The sequence below is a fragment of the Streptomyces liangshanensis genome, assembly GCF_011694815.1.
Classification (GTDB): Bacteria; Actinomycetota; Actinomycetes; order Streptomycetales; family Streptomycetaceae; genus Streptomyces; species Streptomyces liangshanensis.
Window position 1 is genome coordinate 2,675,234 of record NZ_CP050177.1, and the last position, 18,187, is coordinate 2,693,420.

Sequence of the window (18,187 nt, forward strand, 5' to 3'; positions counted from 1 at the left end):
GTTTTTCGGGGGTACGCGTCAGGCGGTGAGCCACTCCCGCAGCCGGTTCTCGCAGTGGGTGATCCGCTCGACCACGACGTGTTCGTCCCGCTTGTGGGCGAAGAGCGGGTTGCCGGGGCCGTAGTTGACCGCGGGGATCCCGAGGCCGCCGAAGCGGGCGACGTCGGTCCAGCCGAACTTGGGCCGGGCCGTGCCGCCGACCGCGGCCATGAAGGCGGCCGCGGCGGGGTGGGAGAGGCCGGGGAGGGCCGCGCCCGAGTGGTCGTCCACGACGAACTCTGCGACGCCGCAGTCGGCGAAGACCTCGTGGACGTGGGCCAGGGCCTCCGCCTCGCCGAGGTCGGGGGCGTACCGGTAGTTGACGGTGACCGTGCAGGCGTCGGGGATGACGTTGGTGGCGACGCCGCCCTCGATGCGTACGGCGTTGAGGCCCTCGTGGTACTCCAGCCCGTCGATCACGGGCTTGCGGGGCTCGTACGCGGCGAGCCGGGCGAGGATCGGCGCGGCGGCGTGGATCGCGTTGGACCCCATCCAGCCGCGCGCGGAGTGGGCGCGTTCGCCCTCCGTACGGAGGAGGACCCGCAGGGTGCCCTGGCAGCCGCCCTCGACCTCGCCGTCGGAGGACTCCAGCAGGATGGCGAAGTCGCCCTCCAGCCAGTCGGGGTGGGCCTTGGCCACGTGCCCGAGGCCGTTGAGGTGGGCGGCGACCTCTTCGTTGTCGTAGAAGAGGAACGTGAGGTCCCGGTTGGGTTCGGGGACGGTCGCGGCGATGCGCAGCTGGACGGCGACGCCCGACTTCATGTCGCTGGTGCCGCAGCCCCACAGGACGCCGTTGTCGTCGAGCCGGGAGGGCACGTTGTCGGCGATGGGGACGGTGTCGATGTGCCCGGCCAGGATGATCCGCTCGCCGAGCCCCCGGTTCGTGCGGGCGACGATGTTGTTGCCGTACCGCTCGACGGTCAGGTGCGGCAGCGGGCGCAGTGCCAGCTCGATCGCGTCGGCGAGAGCTTTCTCGTCGCCGCTGACCGAGGGGAAGTCGACGAGGGCGGCGGTGAGCGCCGGTCCGTCCAGGGTGAGGTCGAGCGCGGTGTCGGGCATGGCAAGGACCCTAGACGAATCGTTCCGGGCGGCGGGAACGGGTCCCTGGTGGCAGGGATCCGCGGGGAGTGCCCCTCCAGTACGGTGGGCGCGTGTCCGACACCGTCTCCACCTCCCGTCGCGGCCGTCCCCTGCGGGTCGCGGCCGCCTTCGCCGTCCTGCTGGGACTGGTGGCCTATGTCGTGGTGCAGTACGTGACGGGTGGCGGCGGCCCGCCCCGGTGCACGGTCCGGGCGGCGGGCGCGGGGAGCGGCGACGGCGGTCCGGTGTACGAGATGACGCCGGAGCAGGCGGGGAACGCGGCGGTGATCTCGGCCGTGGGCACGACCCGCGGGCTGCCGGAGCGCGCGGTCACGATCGCGCTGGCGACGGCCCTCCAGGAGTCGGCCCTGCGGAATCTGGGACACGGCGACCGTGACTCGCTGGGGCTGTTCCAGCAGCGCCCCTCCAAGGGGTGGGGCACGGCGGCGCAGATCCTCGACCCGGTCTACGCGGCGGGGCAGTTCTACGACCACCTGGTGAAGGTGCCCGGCTATTCGCGGCTGCCGCTGACCGAGGCGGCCCAGCGGGTGCAGCGCAGTGGCTTCCCGCAGGCGTACGCGAAGCACGAGCCGGACGCGGCGCTGCTGTCGGCGGCCCTGACCGGCCGGGCGCCCGCCGCGCTGACCTGTTCGTCGCTGGAGAGCGCGGTGCCGGGTGATCCGGCGAAGGTACGGGCGGAGCTGGTCCGGTCGTTCGGGCCCGGTGTGCTGCCCAAGGCGGCGAACGTGTCGGCGGGGACGCCCGGGCACGAGGTGTTCGTGCCGGTCGCGGCGACCGTGGCGGCGGACGGCGCGGCGAAGGACACGCCCGGCGGTACGAAGGACGGCCCGGCGGTACGGCGCGGCTGGGAGCTGGCGCAGTGGGCGGTGGCGCGGGCGTCGGTCCTGCGGATCGACGAGGTCGCGTACGCGGGCCGGGTGTGGAGCGCGAAGGACGCGGGGCAGGGCTGGCGGACGGACGACGGGGCGGGCTCCGGTACGTCGAAGGCCGCCGCGGAGGTCCAGATCCGTACCGCGCGGTAGTTCGGCCCGTCACCCGGACGAGTTGCCCGGCACCTGCCGGCACCCCCTTTCTTCCGAGGAATCGAACACCCTGGGCCGTCCGGGTCACTTCCCTTGCGGCGCTTGGGAAGTGACGGTTCGCCGCGCGCGGGGGGAACACACTCCTTTGCCCGTTTCTGTCCGAGGCGGGCCCCACGCCGCATTGCGAACTCTTTACCTGGGCGCACCGCAACTTCCCCCGCCCTCCGAGGGGTTGTCACAGTGTCCGATCGACGGACAAGCACTGTTTCTCTCCCGTCAAAGGAGCATCATGTCCCTCCCCCTGACCCGTCGGATCGCCCGTGCCGCGCTGCTCATCGCGGCGGGCGCAGCCCCCGTGGTCGGTGCGGCCGGCTCCGCAGGCGCCGCGGCGCTGCCGCAGACCACCGACCTCGGCGCCGTCAGCGCGCTCGACGGCGCCGCCGTGGGTGACACCGTCGACAGCGGTGCCCGGACGACCACCGCGGTGGCGGGCGAAGCCGGCAGCCAGGCCGTCAAGAAGACCGTTCCCGCCGCGGGCAAGACCGTCGGCGCGGCCGGCAAGACCGTGACGCCCGCCGCGCAGAAGCTGGCCGGCGACGCCGCGGGCAGCGCCGGCGAGGCGCTCGGCGAGACCGCCTCCGCCGCCTCCGGCAGCGCCGCCCCCGCCTCGATGCTCGGCGGCCTGCCGACCGGCGGCCTCCCCAAGGGCGGGCTCCCCACGGGCGGCCTGCCGGTCGGGGGCCTGCCGATCGGCTGACCCCCGCGACGCGCGTGCGGCGCGTCCGTGGTGACGCGAAGGGGCCCGGGGAGCGATGCGCTCCCCGGGCCCCTTCGTGTCGCGTACGGGCGGGACGGCTCAGCCGAGCCGCTTCACCGCCGCCTCGATCCGCTCGTCGGTCGCGGTGAGCGCCACCCGCACGTGGCGCTCCCCCGCGGGGCCGTAGAAGTCGCCGGGCGCCACCAGGATGCCCAGTCCGGCGAGGTGCGCCACGGTGTCCCAGCACGGCTCGTCACGGGTCGACCAGAGGTAGAGGCTCGCCTCGCTGTGGTCGATCCGGAAGCCGTGCGCCTCCAGCGCGGCGCGCAGGGCGGCGCGGCGGGCCGCGTACCGCTCCCGCTGCTCCCGTACGTGCGTGTCGTCGGCGAGCGCCGCGACCGTCGCCGCCTGCACGGGCGCGGCGGTCATCATCCCGCCGTGCTTGCGGATCTGGAGCAGCTCGCCGAGGACGGCGGAGTCGCCGACCAGGAAGGCCGCGCGGTACCCGGCCAGGTTGGAGCGCTTGGAGAGCGAGTGGACGGCCACGATCCCGTCGTACGACCCCCCGCAGACGTCCGGGTGCAGGACGGAGACCGGATCGGCCTCCCAGCCCAGCTCCAGGTAGCACTCGTCGCTGAACACCAGCACGTCGTGCTCGCGCGCCCAGGCCACGATCCGGGTCAGCTCGTCCTGGCCGAGCACCGCCCCGGTCGGGTTGGACGGCGAGTTGAGCCACAGCAGCCGCAGGCCGGCCGGGTCCAGCTCGGTCGGGTCGTCGTACGGTACGGGCTCCGCGCCGCACAGCCGCGCCCCGACCTCGTACGTCGGGTAGGCGAGCCGGGGGTACGCGACCCGGTCGCCCGCGCCGAGGCCGAGCTGCGTCGGCAGCCAGGCGACCAGCTCCTTGGAGCCGACCACCGGCAACACGTTCGAGTGGGTCACCCCGCGCGCGCCGAGCCGCCGTTCCGCCCAGCCGGTGAGCGCGTCACGCAGCTCGGGCGTCCCCCACACCGTGGGGTAGCCGGGCGAGTTCGCCGCCTCGGACAGGGCCCGCTGGACCGCGTCGGGGACCGGGTCGACCGGCGTGCCCACGGACAGGTCCACGATCCCGTCCGGGTGGGCCGCGGCCGTCGCCTTGTAGGGCTCCAGCTTGTCCCAGGGGAAGACGGGGAGACGCGAAGAGACTGTGGACACGGTGCTCACTCTTTCTCGTACGGAGGCTTTCCCGTACGGACGGGCGTGCGCCGGCCACGGGAAACACCGCGGTCCCGTACGGCGGGCGCGCCGTACGGGACCGGGGGCGCGCTGTCAGCCGTTCTGCGGCGGCAACGCGGCGATGAAGGGATGGTCCCGCTCGATGAGGCCGAGCTTGGAGGCTCCACCGGGCGACCCGAGCTCGTCGAAGAACTCCACGTTCGCCTTGTAGTAGTCCTTCCACTCCTCGGGGGTGTCGTCCTCGTAGAAGATGGCCTCGACCGGGCAGACCGGCTCACAGGCTCCGCAGTCGACGCATTCGTCCGGGTGGATGTACAAGGACCGGGAGCCCTCGTAGATGCAGTCGACCGGGCACTCCTCGATGCACGCCTTGTCCTTGACGTCGACACAAGGCTGCGCGATGACGTAGGTCACGCTGTCGTTCCTCCTCGATAGGGCGGCGGCGGGCCGATCTGCGGCTCCGTCCACGGGCGCGCGGGAGCGCGGCGTCGTCGATGCCCGCATCTAGTATCTCCGTTCCTGGGCACGATCCGAACAGGAGGGGCGTACCGAGCTGTGGAATTCACCGCCGGCGGACGGTTCGAGGTCCGTATGACACAGGCTGACGTGGGCAAACGGGTATCAGTCAGACAGTTGACGGAGAGCGGCGGCCCGGCGGAGAAATTCACCGACACGGTCGGCGTTCTCACATCCTGGGACGACGGTGTGCTGCTGATCACACGAAGGACCGGCGAGAGCGTCCGGATCCCGGAGTCGGCCCTGGTCGCGGGCAAGGTCGTGCCGCCCGCGCCGGCCCGTCGGCGCGGCCCCGCCGCGACCTACGCGGAGCTGGCGCTCGTCGGCGCGCGGGCCTGGCAGCCGGTGGAGAGCGAACCCCTCGGCGCGTGGCGGCTGCGGGCGGCCGCCGGATTCACCCGCAGGGCCAACTCGGCGCTGCCGCTGGGCGATCCCGGAGTGCCGCTGGACGAGGCGCTGGAGCGGGTGCGGGGCTGGTACGGGGAGCGGGGGCTGCCCGCGTACGTCCAGACCGCGACCGGGGCCGAGGGCACGCAGGAGTCGCTGTGCGCGGAGCTGGAGAAGCGCGACTGGTACGCGGAGGTGAGCGCCGAGATGCGGATCGCGGCCCTGGCGCCGCTCGGCGACCGGGACGCGGACGTGGCACGGGTGCGGCTGGACCGTACCTGCGACGAGGCGTGGCTCGGCCGCTACCAGCGCTCGAAGGCTCCGGGGCCGCACGTCCTGCACGTCCTGGGCAGCGGGCCCTCGGTGTGGTTCGCCACCGTCCCCGGCGAGGCCGGGACACCGGCCGCGATCGGCCGGTGCGTGGTGGACGGGCGCTGGGCGGGGTTCATGGCGGTGGAGGTCGAGCCGGACCAGCGGCGCCGGGGCCTGGCCACGGCCGTGATGACCGCGCTCGCGCGCCGTGCGCTGGAGGAGGGCGCGTCGGCGGCCTGGCTCCAGGTGGAGTCCAGGAACGACGGGGCGCGTGCGCTGTACGAGGGCATGGGCTTCGCCGTCCATCACCACTACCACCACTACCGGCCGGCGTGAGCGGGCACCGGCCGTGACGGGGTACGAGTCGCCCATGGACCCGGAAGCGGCGGAGCGGCGGCAGCGGTTCGCCGAGCAGGCACGCGGGGAGCGCCCCGACCTGGCCACGCTGTGCCTGCTGATCGGGGCGGAGGGCGAACCGGCCCTGGGCGAGGCGGGCCTCGACGCCGCGCAGGCGGAGCTGGACCGGCTGGCGGGGCTGCTGCCGTACGGGATCAGGGGGGCGCGCGCGTGGGCGGCGGCCCTGGCCGGGCTGCTGGGCACGCGCCTGGGCTTCGGCGGCTCCCCCGCCGACTACGACCGCCTGGAGTCCTCGCTGCTGCCCGCGGTCCTGCGGCGCAGGAGGGGGCTGCCGATCCTGCTGTCGGTGGTGTGGATGGAGGTGGCCCGGCGGGCGGGCGCGCGGGTGTACGGGGTCGCGCTGCCGGGGCACTTCGTGATCGGCCTGGGCGATCCCGCGGAACAGGTGCTGGCCGACCCGTTCGCGGGCGGGCGGCCGCTCACCGGCCAGGACGCGAAGAACCTGGTCGCGGAGGCGACGGGCCTCGCGGCCGGCGCCGGGGACGGCCTCTCCCCCGGCCTGATCTCCCCGGCCGACCCGCTGGACATCGTGCTGCGGGTGCTGAACAACATCCGCGCCTGGGCCGCCGCCCGCCCGGAACGCGGCGACGTGGCGCTCTGGGCGGTCGAACTCTCGCTGCTCCTGCCCTCCCACCCGGCGCGGCTGCGCTACGACCACGCGCAGGTGCTGATCCAGCGCGGGGAGTTCCTCTCCGGGGCGGCGGAAATGGAGGAGTACGCGGAGGTGGTGGAGGCGGTGGAGCCGTCCACGGCGGAGGCGATACGCCGCCGCGCGCGGGCGGCCCGGGCGATGCTCAACTAGGGCGCGCTCGACCAGGGGCTCGACCAAGGGGTGCTCGACCCGCGGGGGTGTGCCGGCGGGCGGTCCCCCGCCTCACGCGGTGCCGAGGAGCCTGCCCGTCTCGGCCCAGAGCCGGTCCGCGGTCTCCGGGTCGAGGGCGTAGGAGGCCACTCCGCCCCGGCCGTCGTTCGTCCCGGTGACGACGACGGCCTCGTTCGCGTCCTCGAAGTAGCGGCCGGTCACGCCCTGGACGAGCGGCGAGGCGGCGAGCAGGACCGAGGTGGCGGCGCCCTGCTCCGGGGTCTTCCAGCCCGGGGGGACGTCCAGGCGGCGCCCCTGCTCGTCCGTCGCGCCCACGTAGCGCAGCTGGGCGTCGTCGAGGTGGCGCTGGAGGTTGGTCATGATGCCGCCGGGGTGCAGCGCGTTGGCGGTGATGCCGTCGGCGGCCCACTTCTTGGCGAGAGCCACGGCGAACAAGATGGTCGCGGTCTTCGACTGGCCGTAGGCGGACCAGGCCTCGTAGGGCCGGGAGGTGAAGTGGATGTCGTCCAGGAGCACCGGGGAGAACTGGTGGGCCGAGGAGCTGACGACGACGATCCGGGCGTCCTGGGCCGCCGTGAGGGCGTCGTGCAGGCCGAGGGTCAGGGCCGCGTGGCCCAGGTGGTTGGTGGCGAACTGCGTCTCCCAGCCCTCCGGGGTCGTGGTGCGCTCGGGCAGCGCCATGACCCCGGCGTTGTTGACGAGGATGTGCAGCGGCTCCGTGCGGCCCGCGACGAACGCGTCGACGGTGGCGCGGTCCGCCAGGTCGAGGCGGGCGACGTCGACGCCGTCCCGGCCGGTGGCGGCCCTGATGCCGGCGGCGGCGCGCTCGCCGGCGCCGGTGTCGCGGACGGCGAGGGTGACCCGGGCGCCGGCGGCGGCCAGGGTGCGGGCTGTCTCCAGGCCGATGCCGGAGGAACCGCCGGTCACGACGGCGTTCCTGCCGGTCAGGTCGACACCGGCGATCACGTCGGCCGCGGTCGAGCGGGCGTCGAAGGGGGTGGTGACTCGGGACATGGCTGTGCTCCGTCCGGGAGGGGGTGCGGGGGCGTACGGGGGTGTACGGGTCGGCGGGGCGGGCCCGGTCAGTTCGCGGCGCGGCAGATCATCCGTACCGCCCGCGCCGTCCGGTCGCGGAACTCGGCGCGGGTGGTGGCGGTCTGCTTCCAGGTCAGGGCGGCCGAGAAGAGGAGGTCCATGACGTCATCGGCACTGAGCTCCGGGGTGAGGACCCCGGGCGGGGCCAGTGCGGCGATCCGGGTGCCGATCGTCGTCCTGGCCCGCTCCTGGTAGTCGTGGAACAGGGTGCCCAGTTGCGGGCCGCTGTTCTCCAGCAGCTCGCCGAGGTCCCTGGCCACCTGCGTGTCGACGTACTGGCCCATCAGCGCGTCCAGGGCGCTGACGACCCGCTCCTCGAAGCCGAGCGTCTCGTCGTCGAAGCACGCCTCCATGGCCCGCTGGGCCCGCTCCATCACGCCCCCCATGGTGGCGCGGTAGAGCTCTTCCTTGTTCGGGAAGAGCAGGTAGAGCCCCGGCCGGGAGATGCCGGCCGCCTGCGCGACCTCCGCCATCGACGTCTTCTGGAAGCCGTAGCGGCCGAACACGCCGAGGGCGGCCGCGAGGACGGCGGCGCGTTTGGGGTCGTCGGGATCCGTCTCCGTACTGTTCACCCTTGACACATTAGACAGTGAAGCGCCATCTGTCTAATGTGTCAGCGCGCCCCCAGTGACCGCTGGAGGAAGTCCACCTGGAGCAGGAGCAGGTTCTCGGCGACCTGTTCCTGGGGGGTCATGTGCGTGACGCCCGTCAGGGGGAGGACCTCGTGCGGGCGGCCCGCCGAGAGCAGGGCCGAGGAGAGGCGCAGGGTGTGCGCCGCCACCACGTTGTCGTCGGCCAGGCCGTGGATCAGCATCAGCGGGCGGGCCGGGTTCTCCGGGGCGGACAGGCCGTCGTCGGTGACCAGCGAGTTGGCCGCGTAGACCTCCGGGGCGTCGTCGGGCGTGCCCAGGTACCGCTCGGTGTAGTGGGTGTCGTACAGCCGCCAGTCGGTGACCGGGGCGCCCGCGATCGCGGCGTGGAAGACGTCGGGGCGGCGCAGGACCGCGAGGGCGGCGAGGTAGCCGCCGTACGACCAGCCCCGGATCGCGACCCGGCCGGTGTCGAGCGGGAAGCGGCCCGCCAGGTCCTGGAGCGCGTCGACCTGGTCGTCCAGGGTGAGCAGGAAGGAGTTCCTGACGGCCTTCTCCCAGGCCGGGGAGCGGCCCGGGGTGCCCCGCCCGTCGGCGACCACCACCGCGTACCCCTGGTCGGCGAACCACTGCGAGGTGAGGTGGGCGTTGTGGGCGGCGACCACGCGCTGCCCGTGCGGGCCGCCGTACGGGTCCAGCAGGACCGGGAGCCGCCCGTCCGACTCCTGGTAGCCCGTGGGGAGGAGGACGGCGCACGGGATGCGCCGGGCGCCCGCCTCGGTGAGCGCGGGGGCCGCCGTGAGCGCCGGCTGTTCGGCGTACGAGGCGAGGGAGGCGACCGGCTTGCCGTCCCGGAACACCTGGACGGACAGGCCGGGGGCCGCCGGGCGGGTCGACGCGAGGACCGTCACCCGGCCCGACCGGACGGCGGAGTGCACCCCGGCGCCCGCCGAGAAGCGCTCGACGCCCAGCTCGTTGACCCGGTAGACGTGCACCTCGCCGGTCTCGGGCTCCGCCGCCTCCTCGCCCGCCGACGCCGAGACGAGGACGTCGTGCTCGCCGATGTCCAGCACGGCGCGCAGGTGCAGCTGCGCGCCCGTCAGGGCCCGGTCGCCGACCACCAGGACCCGCGCGCCGCCCTCGTCGGCGATGCGCACGAGGCGTCCGTCGGGCGCCCAGGCCGGGGTTCCCGGGAAGAGCTCCAGCCAGGCCGGGTCCTCGTCCCGGTGGACCGTCCGGGTCGCGCCGGTGGCCGGGTCCACCGCGAGGTAGAGCTCGCTCGACTGGTCGCGGGACTGGACGAGCAGCAGGGGCGCGCCCGCCGCCGACCAGTGGACCCGGGCGAGGTAGGGGTGGCGGGCCCGGTCCCAGGTCACCTCCGTGCGCGCCCCGCCCTCGCCGTCCGCCGCGCCCCCGCCGTCGGTCCCGTCAGCTCCGTCGGCGCCCGCCGCTCCCGGCAGGTCGACCAGGAACAGCCGTACCTCCGCGTTGGGGGTGCCCGCCGCCGGGTACGCGGCCTTCACCGGCTCCCGGTCCGGGTGCGCGGGGTCGGCGGTCCACCAGCGGTGCACCGGGGCCGTGTCGACGCGGGCCACGAGCAGCCGGTCGGACTCCGGCGACCACCAGTAGCCGCGCGAGCGGTCCATCTCCTCGGCCGCGACGAACTCCGCCCGGCCGTAGCTCACGTTCTCCGGGTCCTCGCCGCCCCCGGGCGCCGCCAGCACGCGGTCCCCCTCGCCGTCGGCGCCGATCACCCGCAGCGCGCCGCGCGCCGTGTAGGCGATGTGGCGCCCGTCGGGCGAGGGCCGGGGGTCGATGACCGGTCCCCGTACCGGCAGCGCGCGGGCGGTCCCGGCGCGCAGCTCGGCCGCGAACAACCGGCCCGACAGCGCGAAGGCCGCCAATTCGACCGCGCTGTCGGCCGCGTACCCGACAATTCCGGCCGATCCTTCGCGGCTGCGTTCCCGGCGTGCGCGTTCTTCGGCCGAAAGCCGCTCCGTGGCCCCGGCCAGCAGCGTCGCGGGGTCGGCGGCGACCCGTTCGGCGGGGCCGCCCCCGGCCGTACCGCCGTCGAGGTCCAGCACCCAGAGGCGGTTCACTCGGTCCGTCCCGTCGGCGGACCGCAGGAAGACCACCCGCGCTCCGTCGGGTGACACGGTGAACGCCCGAGGGGCCCCCAGGGTGAACCGCTGGGTCCTGGCGTACTGACGCGGGAACGAGAGCTGCTGCCTCAAGGTCATGTGACCGAATCTAGTGGCCGTGCGCCCCCATGTGCTGCTGTGCACCGATCAATGCGTACCAACGGATAGTTATGATCCGTAGCGCTAGGTGGGTAGGTACCTGTCGGCACATGCGTCCTGCGATGTCCGGGCTGAATATTTATGGAGGTGAACCGTCGTGGCACTCTCGATTTCGGCGGTGGTGCTGCTGGCGGTCATTGTCTTCCTGCTGATCCGGAAATCCGGGCTCAAGGGCGGGCACGCGGTCGTCTGCATGCTGCTCGGGTTCTATCTGGCCAGCTCCTCCATGGCCTCCACGATCAGCGAACTGACCACGAACGTGGCGGGGATGATCGGCGGCATCAAGTTCTGACCGGGGCGTGTAGGGCGCTCCTGGCGGGCCTCGTACGCTGTCCTCATGACCGATCCAGCCGCACGCCGTCTGCTGCTGGTGCACGCGCACCCGGACGACGAGTCGATCAACAACGGCGCCACGATGGCCCGCTACGCGGCCGAGGGCGCCGGGGTCACGCTCGTGACCTGCACGCTCGGCGAGGAGGGCGAGGTCATCCCGGCCGCTCTCGCGCACCTGGCGGCCGACCGGGAGGACCGTCTCGGCGCCCACCGGGCCGGTGAACTCGCGGCGGCCATGCGGGAGCTGGGGGTCACCGACCACCGCTTCCTGGGCGGCCCCGGGCGGTTCCGGGACTCCGGGATGATGGGCCTGCCGCAGAACGACCGCGAGAACGCCTTCTGGCACGCGCAGACCGACACCGCCGCCGCGCACCTGGTGGCGGTGGTCCGGGAGGTCCGCCCGCAGGTGCTGGTGACGTACGACCCGCACGGCGGGTACGGCCACCCCGACCACATCCAGGCCCACCGGGTCGCGACGCGCGCCGCGGAGCTGGCCGGCGACGGCGGTTTCCGGCCGGATCTGGGAGCCCCGCACACCATCGCCAAGATCTACTGGAACCGCGTGCCGCGCTCGGTCGCCGAGGAGGGTTTCGCCCGGCTCCGCGCGGCCGGTGACGTCTTCCCCGGCGTCGCCTCGGTCGGCGACGTGCCGGGGGTGGTGGACGACGCGGAGATCACCGCGGAGGTCGACGGGACGGCGTACGCGGAGCGCAAGGCGGCCGCGATGCGCGCCCACGCCACCCAGATCGCCGTGGACGGACCGTTCTTCGCCCTCTCCAACGACCTCGGGCAGCCGCTCCTCACCACGGAGTACTACCAGTTGGTCCACGGCACGTCCGGGGCGCCCGCCGGTGTCCGGGAGACCGACCTGTTCGCCGGTACGGTCGCATGAGCGGGCAGCGCGAGCCCGGCCCGTACGGCACCACTCCGGCAGGACCGGGACGTATCGCCGCCTATGTCGTCCTGCTGGTGCTCGGCGCCGTCGTGGGAATCGCCGGCGCGCTCGTCCAAGGCGGCTGGTTCCCGGGCGGGTTGCTGCTCGCGCTCCTCGCCACGGCCGGAGTTTTCCTCGGCGGGATGTGGGTAACCGGCACGCAGCTGGGCGTCGGAGCGCCCGCCGCGGGCTGGTTGGTGGCGGTCATCCTGCTGAGCATCGGCAGACCCGAGGGGGACGGAGCCTTCGCCGCGGGCGTCGGACCACTCGTCTACCTGCTCGGTGGGATGGTGGTGGCTGTGATCTGTGCCACCATGTCGCGGTTGCCGCAACCGGGCACGAAGTCCGGCCGACTTGGGAAGTGACGCGCCCGTCTGCTGCTGAATTGACCGTGTCCGTCTCGCCGTCCGGGCCCCCGCTCCGTACGGTCGTCGGTCAAGGGTCGGCGCAGCCCAGTATGGTGGTGCGCGCTCCGGGCCGTCCCCTCCTGCATGGGGGACCGAGAAGTTGATCACCAGTAAGAACGGGCGGCGGAGCCAACCGGGAGAACCTGCTTTGAGTCGTGAAACTGACAGTTCGTCCTCCGGGCCCCAGGGGCGCGGCGGAGCAGCGTACCCCTCGGGGACACCGCCGTACGGATCCCGCCAGTATCCGTCGCCGCATCCCCAGCAGGACGCCTCGGAGGAGACCGGCGTCATGCCCGTCCCCCAGCCGGACGAGCCCAGAACCGAGACCACGCTGACCACCCGCATCCGGATCAACATCCCGGGTTCGCGGCCGATCCCCCCCGTGGTGATGCGTACGCCCGTGGGCGACGGCGAGGGGACCGACGGCCGGGGTACGGCCGCCGCCGAGCAGACGGGTTCGCATCCGCGCCCCGACGCCGGGCAGCCGCGCCAGGACGAGCCGGAGCCGCGCGCCGAAGGCGCCGCGGACGACACGGCGGCCACGCCCACCAGCGACTGGTTCGCGCCGCGCAAGGCGTCGAACGCGCCCCCGCCCGGCGGGATGGGCGCGGGCGCGGCAGCCGTCGCGGGCACCCCGGGGCAGTCCCCGGCGGGCCAGGGCGGTGGCCAGGGAAGTGCCGGGGGCCGTCCCGAGCTGCCGTACGGCAACGAGGGGCAGCGGCAGGCGCCGCACAGCTCCCTGAGCGAACTCGACTCCGGCGGCGCGCCGCGTCCCGGCGCGGGCGGCAACGCCTTCACGCCGGGCGGGCACACCCCGCCGGGCGGCTTCCGGCCGCCCGGGGACGGGCCCAACGGCCCGACCACGGGGCCGGTCACGGGCAGTTCGCCGCTGACCACCCCGCCGTCGGCCTTCGCCCCGCCGGGATCCGGCGGGGCCTCCAGCGCAGGTCAGGGGCCCGGCGCGTTCGGCGGAGGTCCCGGCGGTCCGCCGCGGATGTCCGACGACACCGCCGTCCTGACCCCGCAGGTGCACGCCCCCGAGCCGGCGCCCGGCGGGCACGTCTCGGGCGACACCCTCACCAGCGGCATCCCCGTGGTGCCGCCGGAGCACCGCTCGCCGTTCCCGGGCTCCGCCCCGGGCGTCGGCGGACCGCCCCCGGGCCGGGTCTCGCACCCGGACGACCCGTCGGGCCACGGCCAGGACGCCGACCGCGCGATGCCGTCCTTCCCGGGCGGTCCCGGCACGCCCGCCGCGCCGGGCGGCCCGTCCGCGCCCCGCCCCAAGGCGGCCGCCGCCCCGGCGCCGAAGAAGAAGGGCCGCTCCAAGCTGGTCCTGCTGACCGTCGCGCTGGTCGTGGTGGCCGGCGGGCTCTACGGCGCGGGCCTCCTGATGAACCACTCCGCGGTCCCCAAGGGCACCACGGTCCTCGGCGTGGACATCGGCGGCGGCACCCGTGACCAGGCGGTCAACATCCTCGACAGCCGCCTCGGCAAGCTCGCCGCCACCCCGATGGAGCTGAACGTCGGCGGCAAGACGGAGAAGCTGCCGCCGGACAAGGCGGGCCTCACCCTGGACAGCCAGGCGACCGTCAGGAACGCGGCGGTCAGCGACTACAACCCCGTCTCGGTGGTCAGCACGCTCTTCGGCGGCAAGCGGGTCGTGGAGCCGGTGATCCCGGTGGACGACGAGAAGCTGAGCGTCGCGCTCACCGACCTGGCCGGGGTCGCGGGCTCCGCCCGGGAGGGCACGATCAAGTTCGAGCCGGGCAAAGCCGTCGCCGTACCGGGCAAGGCCGGCGAGACCCTGGACGTCAAGCGGTCGATGCTGTCCGTGCAGGACGCGTACCGGGCGCAGGTTCAGACGGGGCGCGTGACACCCGTCGAACTGCCCGTCGCGGTCCGCCAGCCGGCGATAAGCCAGGCGGAGATCGACCGGGCGATGAAGGAGTTCGCCGAGCCCGCCATGTCCGGTCTGATCACGATCAGCGCGGGGGGCAAGCAGATCCAGTTCGGTCCCGCGAAGTCGCTCCCCCGGATCCTGTCCATGAAGGCGGTCGACGGGAAGCTGGTCGAGTACTACGACCGCAAGGCCATCGACGAGTTGCTCGACGGCGTCTTCGACGGCATCACGATCACCCGCGCCGACGGCCAGGAGCACCCGGTCAACTCGGCCGACGTGGCGCTCGCGATGCAGAAGGCGCTGCGCGGCAAGACGACCGCGGAGCGCACGCAGGAGATCGACCTCGACCCGAGCTGACCTGGGTCCGGACCGCTTTCTCCCGGAGCCCCCGCCCTCACCGGCGGGGGCTCCGGCGCGTACTGGGGATGACGGATGTCATACGGGGTCCACGACCCGGGACACTGATGCCGGTACGGGCGCCTCCCCCACCATGGGCTCATGACGACCACCACCGCACCCCCCACCACGACGTCCGTCGTGCGCTTCGAGGACGTGCACAAGAGCTACGGCGCCGTGCACGCCGTGGCCGGCCTGTCCCTGACCCTGCACCCCGGCGAGACCGTGGCCCTCCTCGGCCCCAACGGCGCCGGCAAGTCCTCCGCCCTCGACCTGCTCCTGGGCCTCAGGAACGCCGACTCGGGCACGGTGACGCTGTTCGGCACGAGCCCCCAGGAGGCGATCGCGGCCGGCCGGGTCGGGGCGATGCTCCAGAGCGGCGGGCTGATGGAGGAGGTGAGGGTACGGGAGTTGGTCAAGCTCGCCCGCGACCTGCACCCCAGGCCGTATCCCGTCTCGGAGGTGCTGGCCAGGGCCGGGATCACCCAGATCGCCGACCGTATGATCAACAAGCTCTCCGGCGGCCAGGAGCAGCGGGTCCGCTTCGCCCTCGCCACGGCGGGCGCCAACGACCTGATCGTCCTCGACGAGCCGACCACCGGCATGGACGTCACCGCCCGCCAGGCGTTCTGGGCGACGATGAAGGAGCAGGCCGACCAGGGCCGTACCGTCCTCTTCGCGACGCACTACCTGGAAGAGGCCGACGCGATCGCCGACCGGGTGCTGGTCCTGTACAAGGGCCGGCTGCTGGCCGACGGGACGGCCGCCGAGATCAAGGCGAAGGCGGGCGCCCGGCGGATCTCCTTCGACCTGGACCCCGGCGAGCACGGCGCGATCGACGAGAACGACCTGCGGGAACTGCCGTTCCTCAGCTCGCTGTCCGTCTCGGGGACCACCGTACGGATCCAGTCGCACGACGCCGACGCGACCGTGCACGCCCTGTACCGGGCGGGGCTCTACCCGAACAATCTCGAAGTCGCCGGGCTCGGCCTGGAGCAGGCCTTCGTCGCCCTCACCGAGGCCGAGGAGGCCAGGACCGCGTGAACACCCTGATCAAGCTGGAGATCACCCGCACCCTGCGGAACAAGAAGTTCATGTTCTTCTCGGTGGTCTATCCGGCCGTGCTGTTCCTGGTGATCGCCGGACCGCAGGGCGACGGCCGGGTGCCGGGCACGCGGCTGGGCCTGGGCGCCTTCTACATGGTGGCCATGGCGTCCTTCGGCGCCCTGACGGCCGTCCTGATGGGCAACAGCGAGAAGATCGCCAAGGAACGCGAGAAGGGCTGGGTCCGGCAGCTGCGGCTGACCGCCCTGCCGGGGCGCGGTTACGTGCTCGCCAAGATCGCGAGTTCGGGTGTGGTCGCGCTGCCGTCCATCCTGATCGTGTTCGTCGTCGCGGGGATCTCCAAGGGCGTGCGCCTGGAGGCCTGGCAGTGGCTCGCGCTGACCGGTGTCATCTGGGCGGGCAGCCTGGTCTTCGCGGCGCTGGGCGTGGCCATCGGTTACCTGGCCTCCGGGGACGCGGTGCGGCCGATCACGATGATCCTGTACTTCGCGCTGTCCATCCTGGGCGGGCTGTGGCTGCCCACGACGACGTACCCCCAGTGGCTCCAGGACATCACCGAGTGGCTGCCCACGCACGCCTACGCGGGGCTGGGGCAGGCCGTCGAGCTGGGCGGCTCGCCGCATCTCAAGGACGTCGCGATCCTGGTCGGGTACTTCGCGGTGTTCGCCGGCGGCGCGGCGTGGCTCTACCGGAAGGACACACTGAAGGCGTGACGACGAAGACCTTCCCGCCCGTGGGGCAGCCACCAGAGCAGCGCCGCCAGACCCTGGTGAAGCTGATGTGGATCGGTATCTGGCTGGCCTTCCTGGGCGCCCCGCTGGCCGACCTCCTCAGCGGCGCGCACACGCCGGAGGCCGATGTGCTGGGCGGGATCGGGCTGGTCGCGTTCGTCGCGGTCTACCTGGGCCTGATCTTCCGGCACATGGCGAAGGCGCTCGACCCGCGGACGGTTCAGGCGGCGCTGGCCTTCATGTTCGCGCTCTCGTTCGCGCTGACGCTGACGCTGGACTCGCCGTGGCTGGTCCTGTTCGTCTACACGTCGGTGGCGGCCGGGGCCGCGCTGCCGCCCGCCCGGTCCAGGCCGGCGATCCTCGTCGTCGTGGCCGCGATGGTGGTGACCGGTCTGGGGACGGACGAGGGGCGGGACTTCGTCACGTCCCTCGTGATCCCCGCGCTGCTGGGCGGGTTCGCGATGTCGGGCGTGCGGCAGCTGGTCCGTACGACGGTGGAGCTGCGCGAGGCGAGGGCGACCGTCGCCGCGCTCGCCGCCAACGAGGAGCGGCTGCGGCTCGCCAGGGACCTGCACGACCTCCTCGGCCACTCCCTGTCGCTGATCACGCTCAAGAGCGAGCTGGCGGGGCGGATGCTCCCCGGCCGGCCCGACCGGGCCGCCGAGCAGGTGGCGGACATCGAGCGGGTCAGCAGGCAGGCGCTGCACGACGTCCGGGAGGCGGTGACGGGCTACCGCAGGCCGACCCTGCCGGGTGAGCTGGCCGGGGCGCGTACGGCGCTGGCGGTGGCCGGCATCGCCGCGGAGGTGCCGGTGGAGGTCCCGGGGGGCCTGTCCGGCGACGGGCTGTGCGAGGACAGCGAGGCGGCGCTCGCCTGGTCGCTGCGGGAGGCGGTCACCAATGTCGTTCGGCACAGCGCGGCCCGGCGCTGCGTGGTCGGGCTGACGCCCCGGCAGACCCTGGAGGGCCCGGTCCTCGAACTGACCGTGGAGGACGACGGGCACGGGGCGAGCGGGGCGGCGTACGGGAACGGCCTGACGGGGCTCACGGAACGCCTGGCGAAGGTCGGCGGGACGCTGGAGACCGGCACGACCCGGGGCGGCTTCGTCCTGACCGTCCGCGCCCCGCTGGCCGCCGCGCGCGGCGTCCTCTGAGGGGTGCCCGGGCCCCCTCCGGGGCGTGCCCGGGCCCGCCGCGCCGCTTACTGTGGGCGCATGGTGAGCCCCGTGAGAGTCCTCCTGGCCGAGGACCAGTCGATGGTGCGCGAGGCGCTGGCCGCGCTGCTCGGTCTGGAGGCGGACATCGAGGTGGTCGCGCAGGTGGCGCGCGGCGACGAGGTGCTGGCGGCGGCGCGGGCCCACGCGGTGGACGTCGCGCTGCTGGACATCGAGATGCCGGGCCTGACCGGCATCGAGGCGGCCGCGGTGCTGCGCGAGGAGCTGCCCGGGCTCAAGGTGGTCGTGCTGACCACCTTCGGCCGGCCCGGGTACCTGCGCCGGGCGATGGAGTCGGGGGCGGACGCCTTCCTGGTCAAGGACGCGCCCGCGGCGCAGCTGGCGGACGCCGTGCGGCGGGTGCTCGCCGGGGAGCGGGTCATCGACCCGACGCTGGCGGCGGCGGCGCTGGCGGACGGGGCGAATCCGCTGACGGACCGGGAGCGCGGGATCCTGCGGGCGGCGGCGGACGGCTCGACCAACGCGGAACTCGCCGTGGCGCTGCACCTGTCCCAGGGGACCGTGCGCAACTACCTGTCGACGGCGATCCAGAAGCTGGCGGCGCGCAACCGCGCGGAGGCGGTGCGGATAGCGCGGGAGAAGGGCTGGCTCTAGGGCCTGCCGGCCCGGCGG

The 18,187-nt window shown here is 73.8% G+C and carries 18 protein-coding genes; 12 read left to right on the plus strand and 6 right to left on the minus strand.

Going from position 1 to position 18,187, the window contains the following annotated elements:
- Window positions 1–18: 18 nt before the first annotated feature.
- Window positions 19–1,098 carry a succinyl-diaminopimelate desuccinylase gene (gene dapE, locus HA039_RS11350; RefSeq protein WP_167027574.1) on the minus strand — a complete coding sequence of 360 codons (1,080 nt, stop codon included), beginning with the start codon at window positions 1,096–1,098 and terminating at the stop codon, window positions 19–21.
- Window positions 1,099–1,190: 92 nt separating this feature from the next.
- Here dapE and HA039_RS11355 point away from each other — a divergent pair, with 92 nt between their 5' ends.
- Together HA039_RS11355 and HA039_RS11360 are read left to right on the plus strand one after the other, a co-directional pair.
- A complete protein-coding gene (locus tag HA039_RS11355) occupies window positions 1,191–2,162 on the plus strand; it encodes a VldE C-terminal domain-containing protein (RefSeq protein ID WP_208298589.1) in 972 nt (323 codons plus the stop codon).
- Window positions 2,163–2,451: 289 nt separating this feature from the next.
- Window positions 2,452–2,919 carry an ATP-binding protein gene (locus tag HA039_RS11360; protein WP_167027580.1) on the plus strand — a complete coding sequence of 156 codons (468 nt, stop codon included), beginning with the start codon at window positions 2,452–2,454 and terminating at the stop codon, window positions 2,917–2,919.
- Between the two features lie 99 nt (window positions 2,920–3,018).
- Here the strand turns inward: HA039_RS11360 and dapC are convergent, their stop codons facing one another.
- Window positions 3,019–4,113 (minus strand): succinyldiaminopimelate transaminase, encoded by a 1,095-nt coding sequence (dapC, locus tag HA039_RS11365; protein WP_167027583.1) that lies wholly within the window; start codon window positions 4,111–4,113, stop codon window positions 3,019–3,021.
- Window positions 4,114–4,227: 114 nt separating this feature from the next.
- A complete protein-coding gene (fdxA, locus tag HA039_RS11370) occupies window positions 4,228–4,548 on the minus strand; it encodes a ferredoxin (RefSeq protein ID WP_003985062.1) in 321 nt (106 codons plus the stop codon).
- A gap of 141 nt (window positions 4,549–4,689) precedes the next feature.
- Here fdxA and HA039_RS11375 point away from each other — a divergent pair, with 141 nt between their 5' ends.
- Both HA039_RS11375 and HA039_RS11380 read left to right on the plus strand, forming a co-directional pair.
- Window positions 4,690–5,685, plus strand: coding sequence for a GNAT family N-acetyltransferase (locus HA039_RS11375; protein ID WP_167027586.1), 996 nt, complete (start codon window positions 4,690–4,692; stop codon window positions 5,683–5,685).
- A gap of 34 nt (window positions 5,686–5,719) precedes the next feature.
- A complete protein-coding gene (locus HA039_RS11380; RefSeq protein ID WP_167027589.1) occupies window positions 5,720–6,568 on the plus strand; it encodes a transglutaminase family protein in 849 nt (282 codons plus the stop codon).
- A 72-nt stretch (window positions 6,569–6,640) separates the two neighbouring features.
- Here HA039_RS11380 and HA039_RS11385 read toward each other — a convergent pair whose 3' ends face one another.
- The 3 genes from HA039_RS11385 to HA039_RS11395 form a co-directional block, all read right to left on the minus strand.
- Window positions 6,641–7,603: an SDR family NAD(P)-dependent oxidoreductase gene (locus tag HA039_RS11385; protein WP_167027592.1), complete on the minus strand. Its 963-nt coding sequence runs from the start codon at window positions 7,601–7,603 to the stop codon at window positions 6,641–6,643.
- 68 nt (window positions 7,604–7,671) lie between these two features.
- Window positions 7,672–8,256 (minus strand): TetR/AcrR family transcriptional regulator, encoded by a 585-nt coding sequence (locus HA039_RS11390; protein WP_167027595.1) that lies wholly within the window; start codon window positions 8,254–8,256, stop codon window positions 7,672–7,674.
- A 41-nt stretch (window positions 8,257–8,297) separates the two neighbouring features.
- On the minus strand, window positions 8,298–10,514 hold the full coding sequence (locus HA039_RS11395) for a prolyl oligopeptidase family serine peptidase (RefSeq protein ID WP_167027598.1): 2,217 nt from the start codon (window positions 10,512–10,514) through the stop codon (window positions 8,298–8,300).
- A gap of 157 nt (window positions 10,515–10,671) precedes the next feature.
- Between HA039_RS11395 and HA039_RS11400 the strand changes: the two genes are divergently transcribed.
- The 8 genes from HA039_RS11400 to HA039_RS11435 all read left to right on the plus strand — a co-directional run bounded on the left by HA039_RS11400 (window position 10,672) and on the right by HA039_RS11435 (window position 18,169).
- Window positions 10,672–10,866: a hypothetical protein gene (locus HA039_RS11400; protein ID WP_161310061.1), complete on the plus strand. Its 195-nt coding sequence runs from the start codon at window positions 10,672–10,674 to the stop codon at window positions 10,864–10,866.
- 45 nt (window positions 10,867–10,911) lie between these two features.
- Entirely contained in the window at window positions 10,912–11,799 is an 888-nt protein-coding gene (mshB, locus tag HA039_RS11405) for an N-acetyl-1-D-myo-inositol-2-amino-2-deoxy-alpha-D-glucopyranoside deacetylase (RefSeq protein ID WP_167027600.1), read from the plus strand.
- Window positions 11,796–12,206 (plus strand): DUF6113 family protein, encoded by a 411-nt coding sequence (locus HA039_RS11410; RefSeq protein ID WP_167027604.1) that lies wholly within the window; start codon window positions 11,796–11,798, stop codon window positions 12,204–12,206. Before mshB ends, HA039_RS11410 begins: the two co-directional genes overlap by 4 nt.
- 190 nt (window positions 12,207–12,396) lie before the next feature.
- Window positions 12,397–14,505: a peptidoglycan binding domain-containing protein gene (locus tag HA039_RS11415; RefSeq protein ID WP_208298590.1), complete on the plus strand. Its 2,109-nt coding sequence runs from the start codon at window positions 12,397–12,399 to the stop codon at window positions 14,503–14,505.
- Window positions 14,506–14,646: 141 nt separating this feature from the next.
- The gene (locus HA039_RS11420; protein WP_167027610.1) at window positions 14,647–15,588 is read left to right on the plus strand and encodes an ABC transporter ATP-binding protein; all 942 of its coding nucleotides are present in this window, start codon (window positions 14,647–14,649) and stop codon (window positions 15,586–15,588) included.
- Window positions 15,585–16,322, plus strand: coding sequence for an ABC transporter permease (locus HA039_RS11425; protein WP_167027613.1), 738 nt, complete (start codon window positions 15,585–15,587; stop codon window positions 16,320–16,322). The genes HA039_RS11420 and HA039_RS11425 overlap by 4 nt, the downstream gene beginning before the upstream one ends.
- A 65-nt stretch (window positions 16,323–16,387) precedes the next feature.
- Window positions 16,388–17,494: a sensor histidine kinase gene (locus HA039_RS11430; RefSeq protein WP_167036612.1), complete on the plus strand. Its 1,107-nt coding sequence runs from the start codon at window positions 16,388–16,390 to the stop codon at window positions 17,492–17,494.
- Between the two features lie 60 nt (window positions 17,495–17,554).
- Window positions 17,555–18,169, plus strand: coding sequence for a response regulator transcription factor (locus HA039_RS11435; protein ID WP_167027616.1), 615 nt, complete (start codon window positions 17,555–17,557; stop codon window positions 18,167–18,169).
- Window positions 18,170–18,187: the final 18 nt, after the last annotated feature.

What these genes read in the sequence shown, in the direction of transcription:
- dapE (WP_167027574.1), bottom strand. Translation starts at nt 1,098, where the DNA reads ATGCCCGACACCGCGCTCGACCTCACCCTGGACGGACCGGCGCTCACC.
- HA039_RS11360 (WP_167027580.1), top strand. Translation starts at nt 2,452, where the DNA reads ATGTCCCTCCCCCTGACCCGTCGGATCGCCCGTGCCGCGCTGCTCATC.
- HA039_RS11380 (WP_167027589.1), top strand. Translation starts at nt 5,720, where the DNA reads ATGGACCCGGAAGCGGCGGAGCGGCGGCAGCGGTTCGCCGAGCAGGCA.
- HA039_RS11385 (WP_167027592.1), bottom strand. Translation starts at nt 7,603, where the DNA reads ATGTCCCGAGTCACCACCCCCTTCGACGCCCGCTCGACCGCGGCCGAC.
- HA039_RS11395 (WP_167027598.1), bottom strand. Translation starts at nt 10,514, where the DNA reads ATGACCTTGAGGCAGCAGCTCTCGTTCCCGCGTCAGTACGCCAGGACC.
- mshB (WP_167027600.1), top strand. Translation starts at nt 10,912, where the DNA reads ATGACCGATCCAGCCGCACGCCGTCTGCTGCTGGTGCACGCGCACCCG.
- HA039_RS11410 (WP_167027604.1), top strand. Translation starts at nt 11,796, where the DNA reads ATGAGCGGGCAGCGCGAGCCCGGCCCGTACGGCACCACTCCGGCAGGA.
- HA039_RS11420 (WP_167027610.1), top strand. Translation starts at nt 14,647, where the DNA reads ATGACGACCACCACCGCACCCCCCACCACGACGTCCGTCGTGCGCTTC.
- HA039_RS11430 (WP_167036612.1), top strand. Translation starts at nt 16,388, where the DNA reads ATGTGGATCGGTATCTGGCTGGCCTTCCTGGGCGCCCCGCTGGCCGAC.
- HA039_RS11435 (WP_167027616.1), top strand. Translation starts at nt 17,555, where the DNA reads ATGGTGAGCCCCGTGAGAGTCCTCCTGGCCGAGGACCAGTCGATGGTG.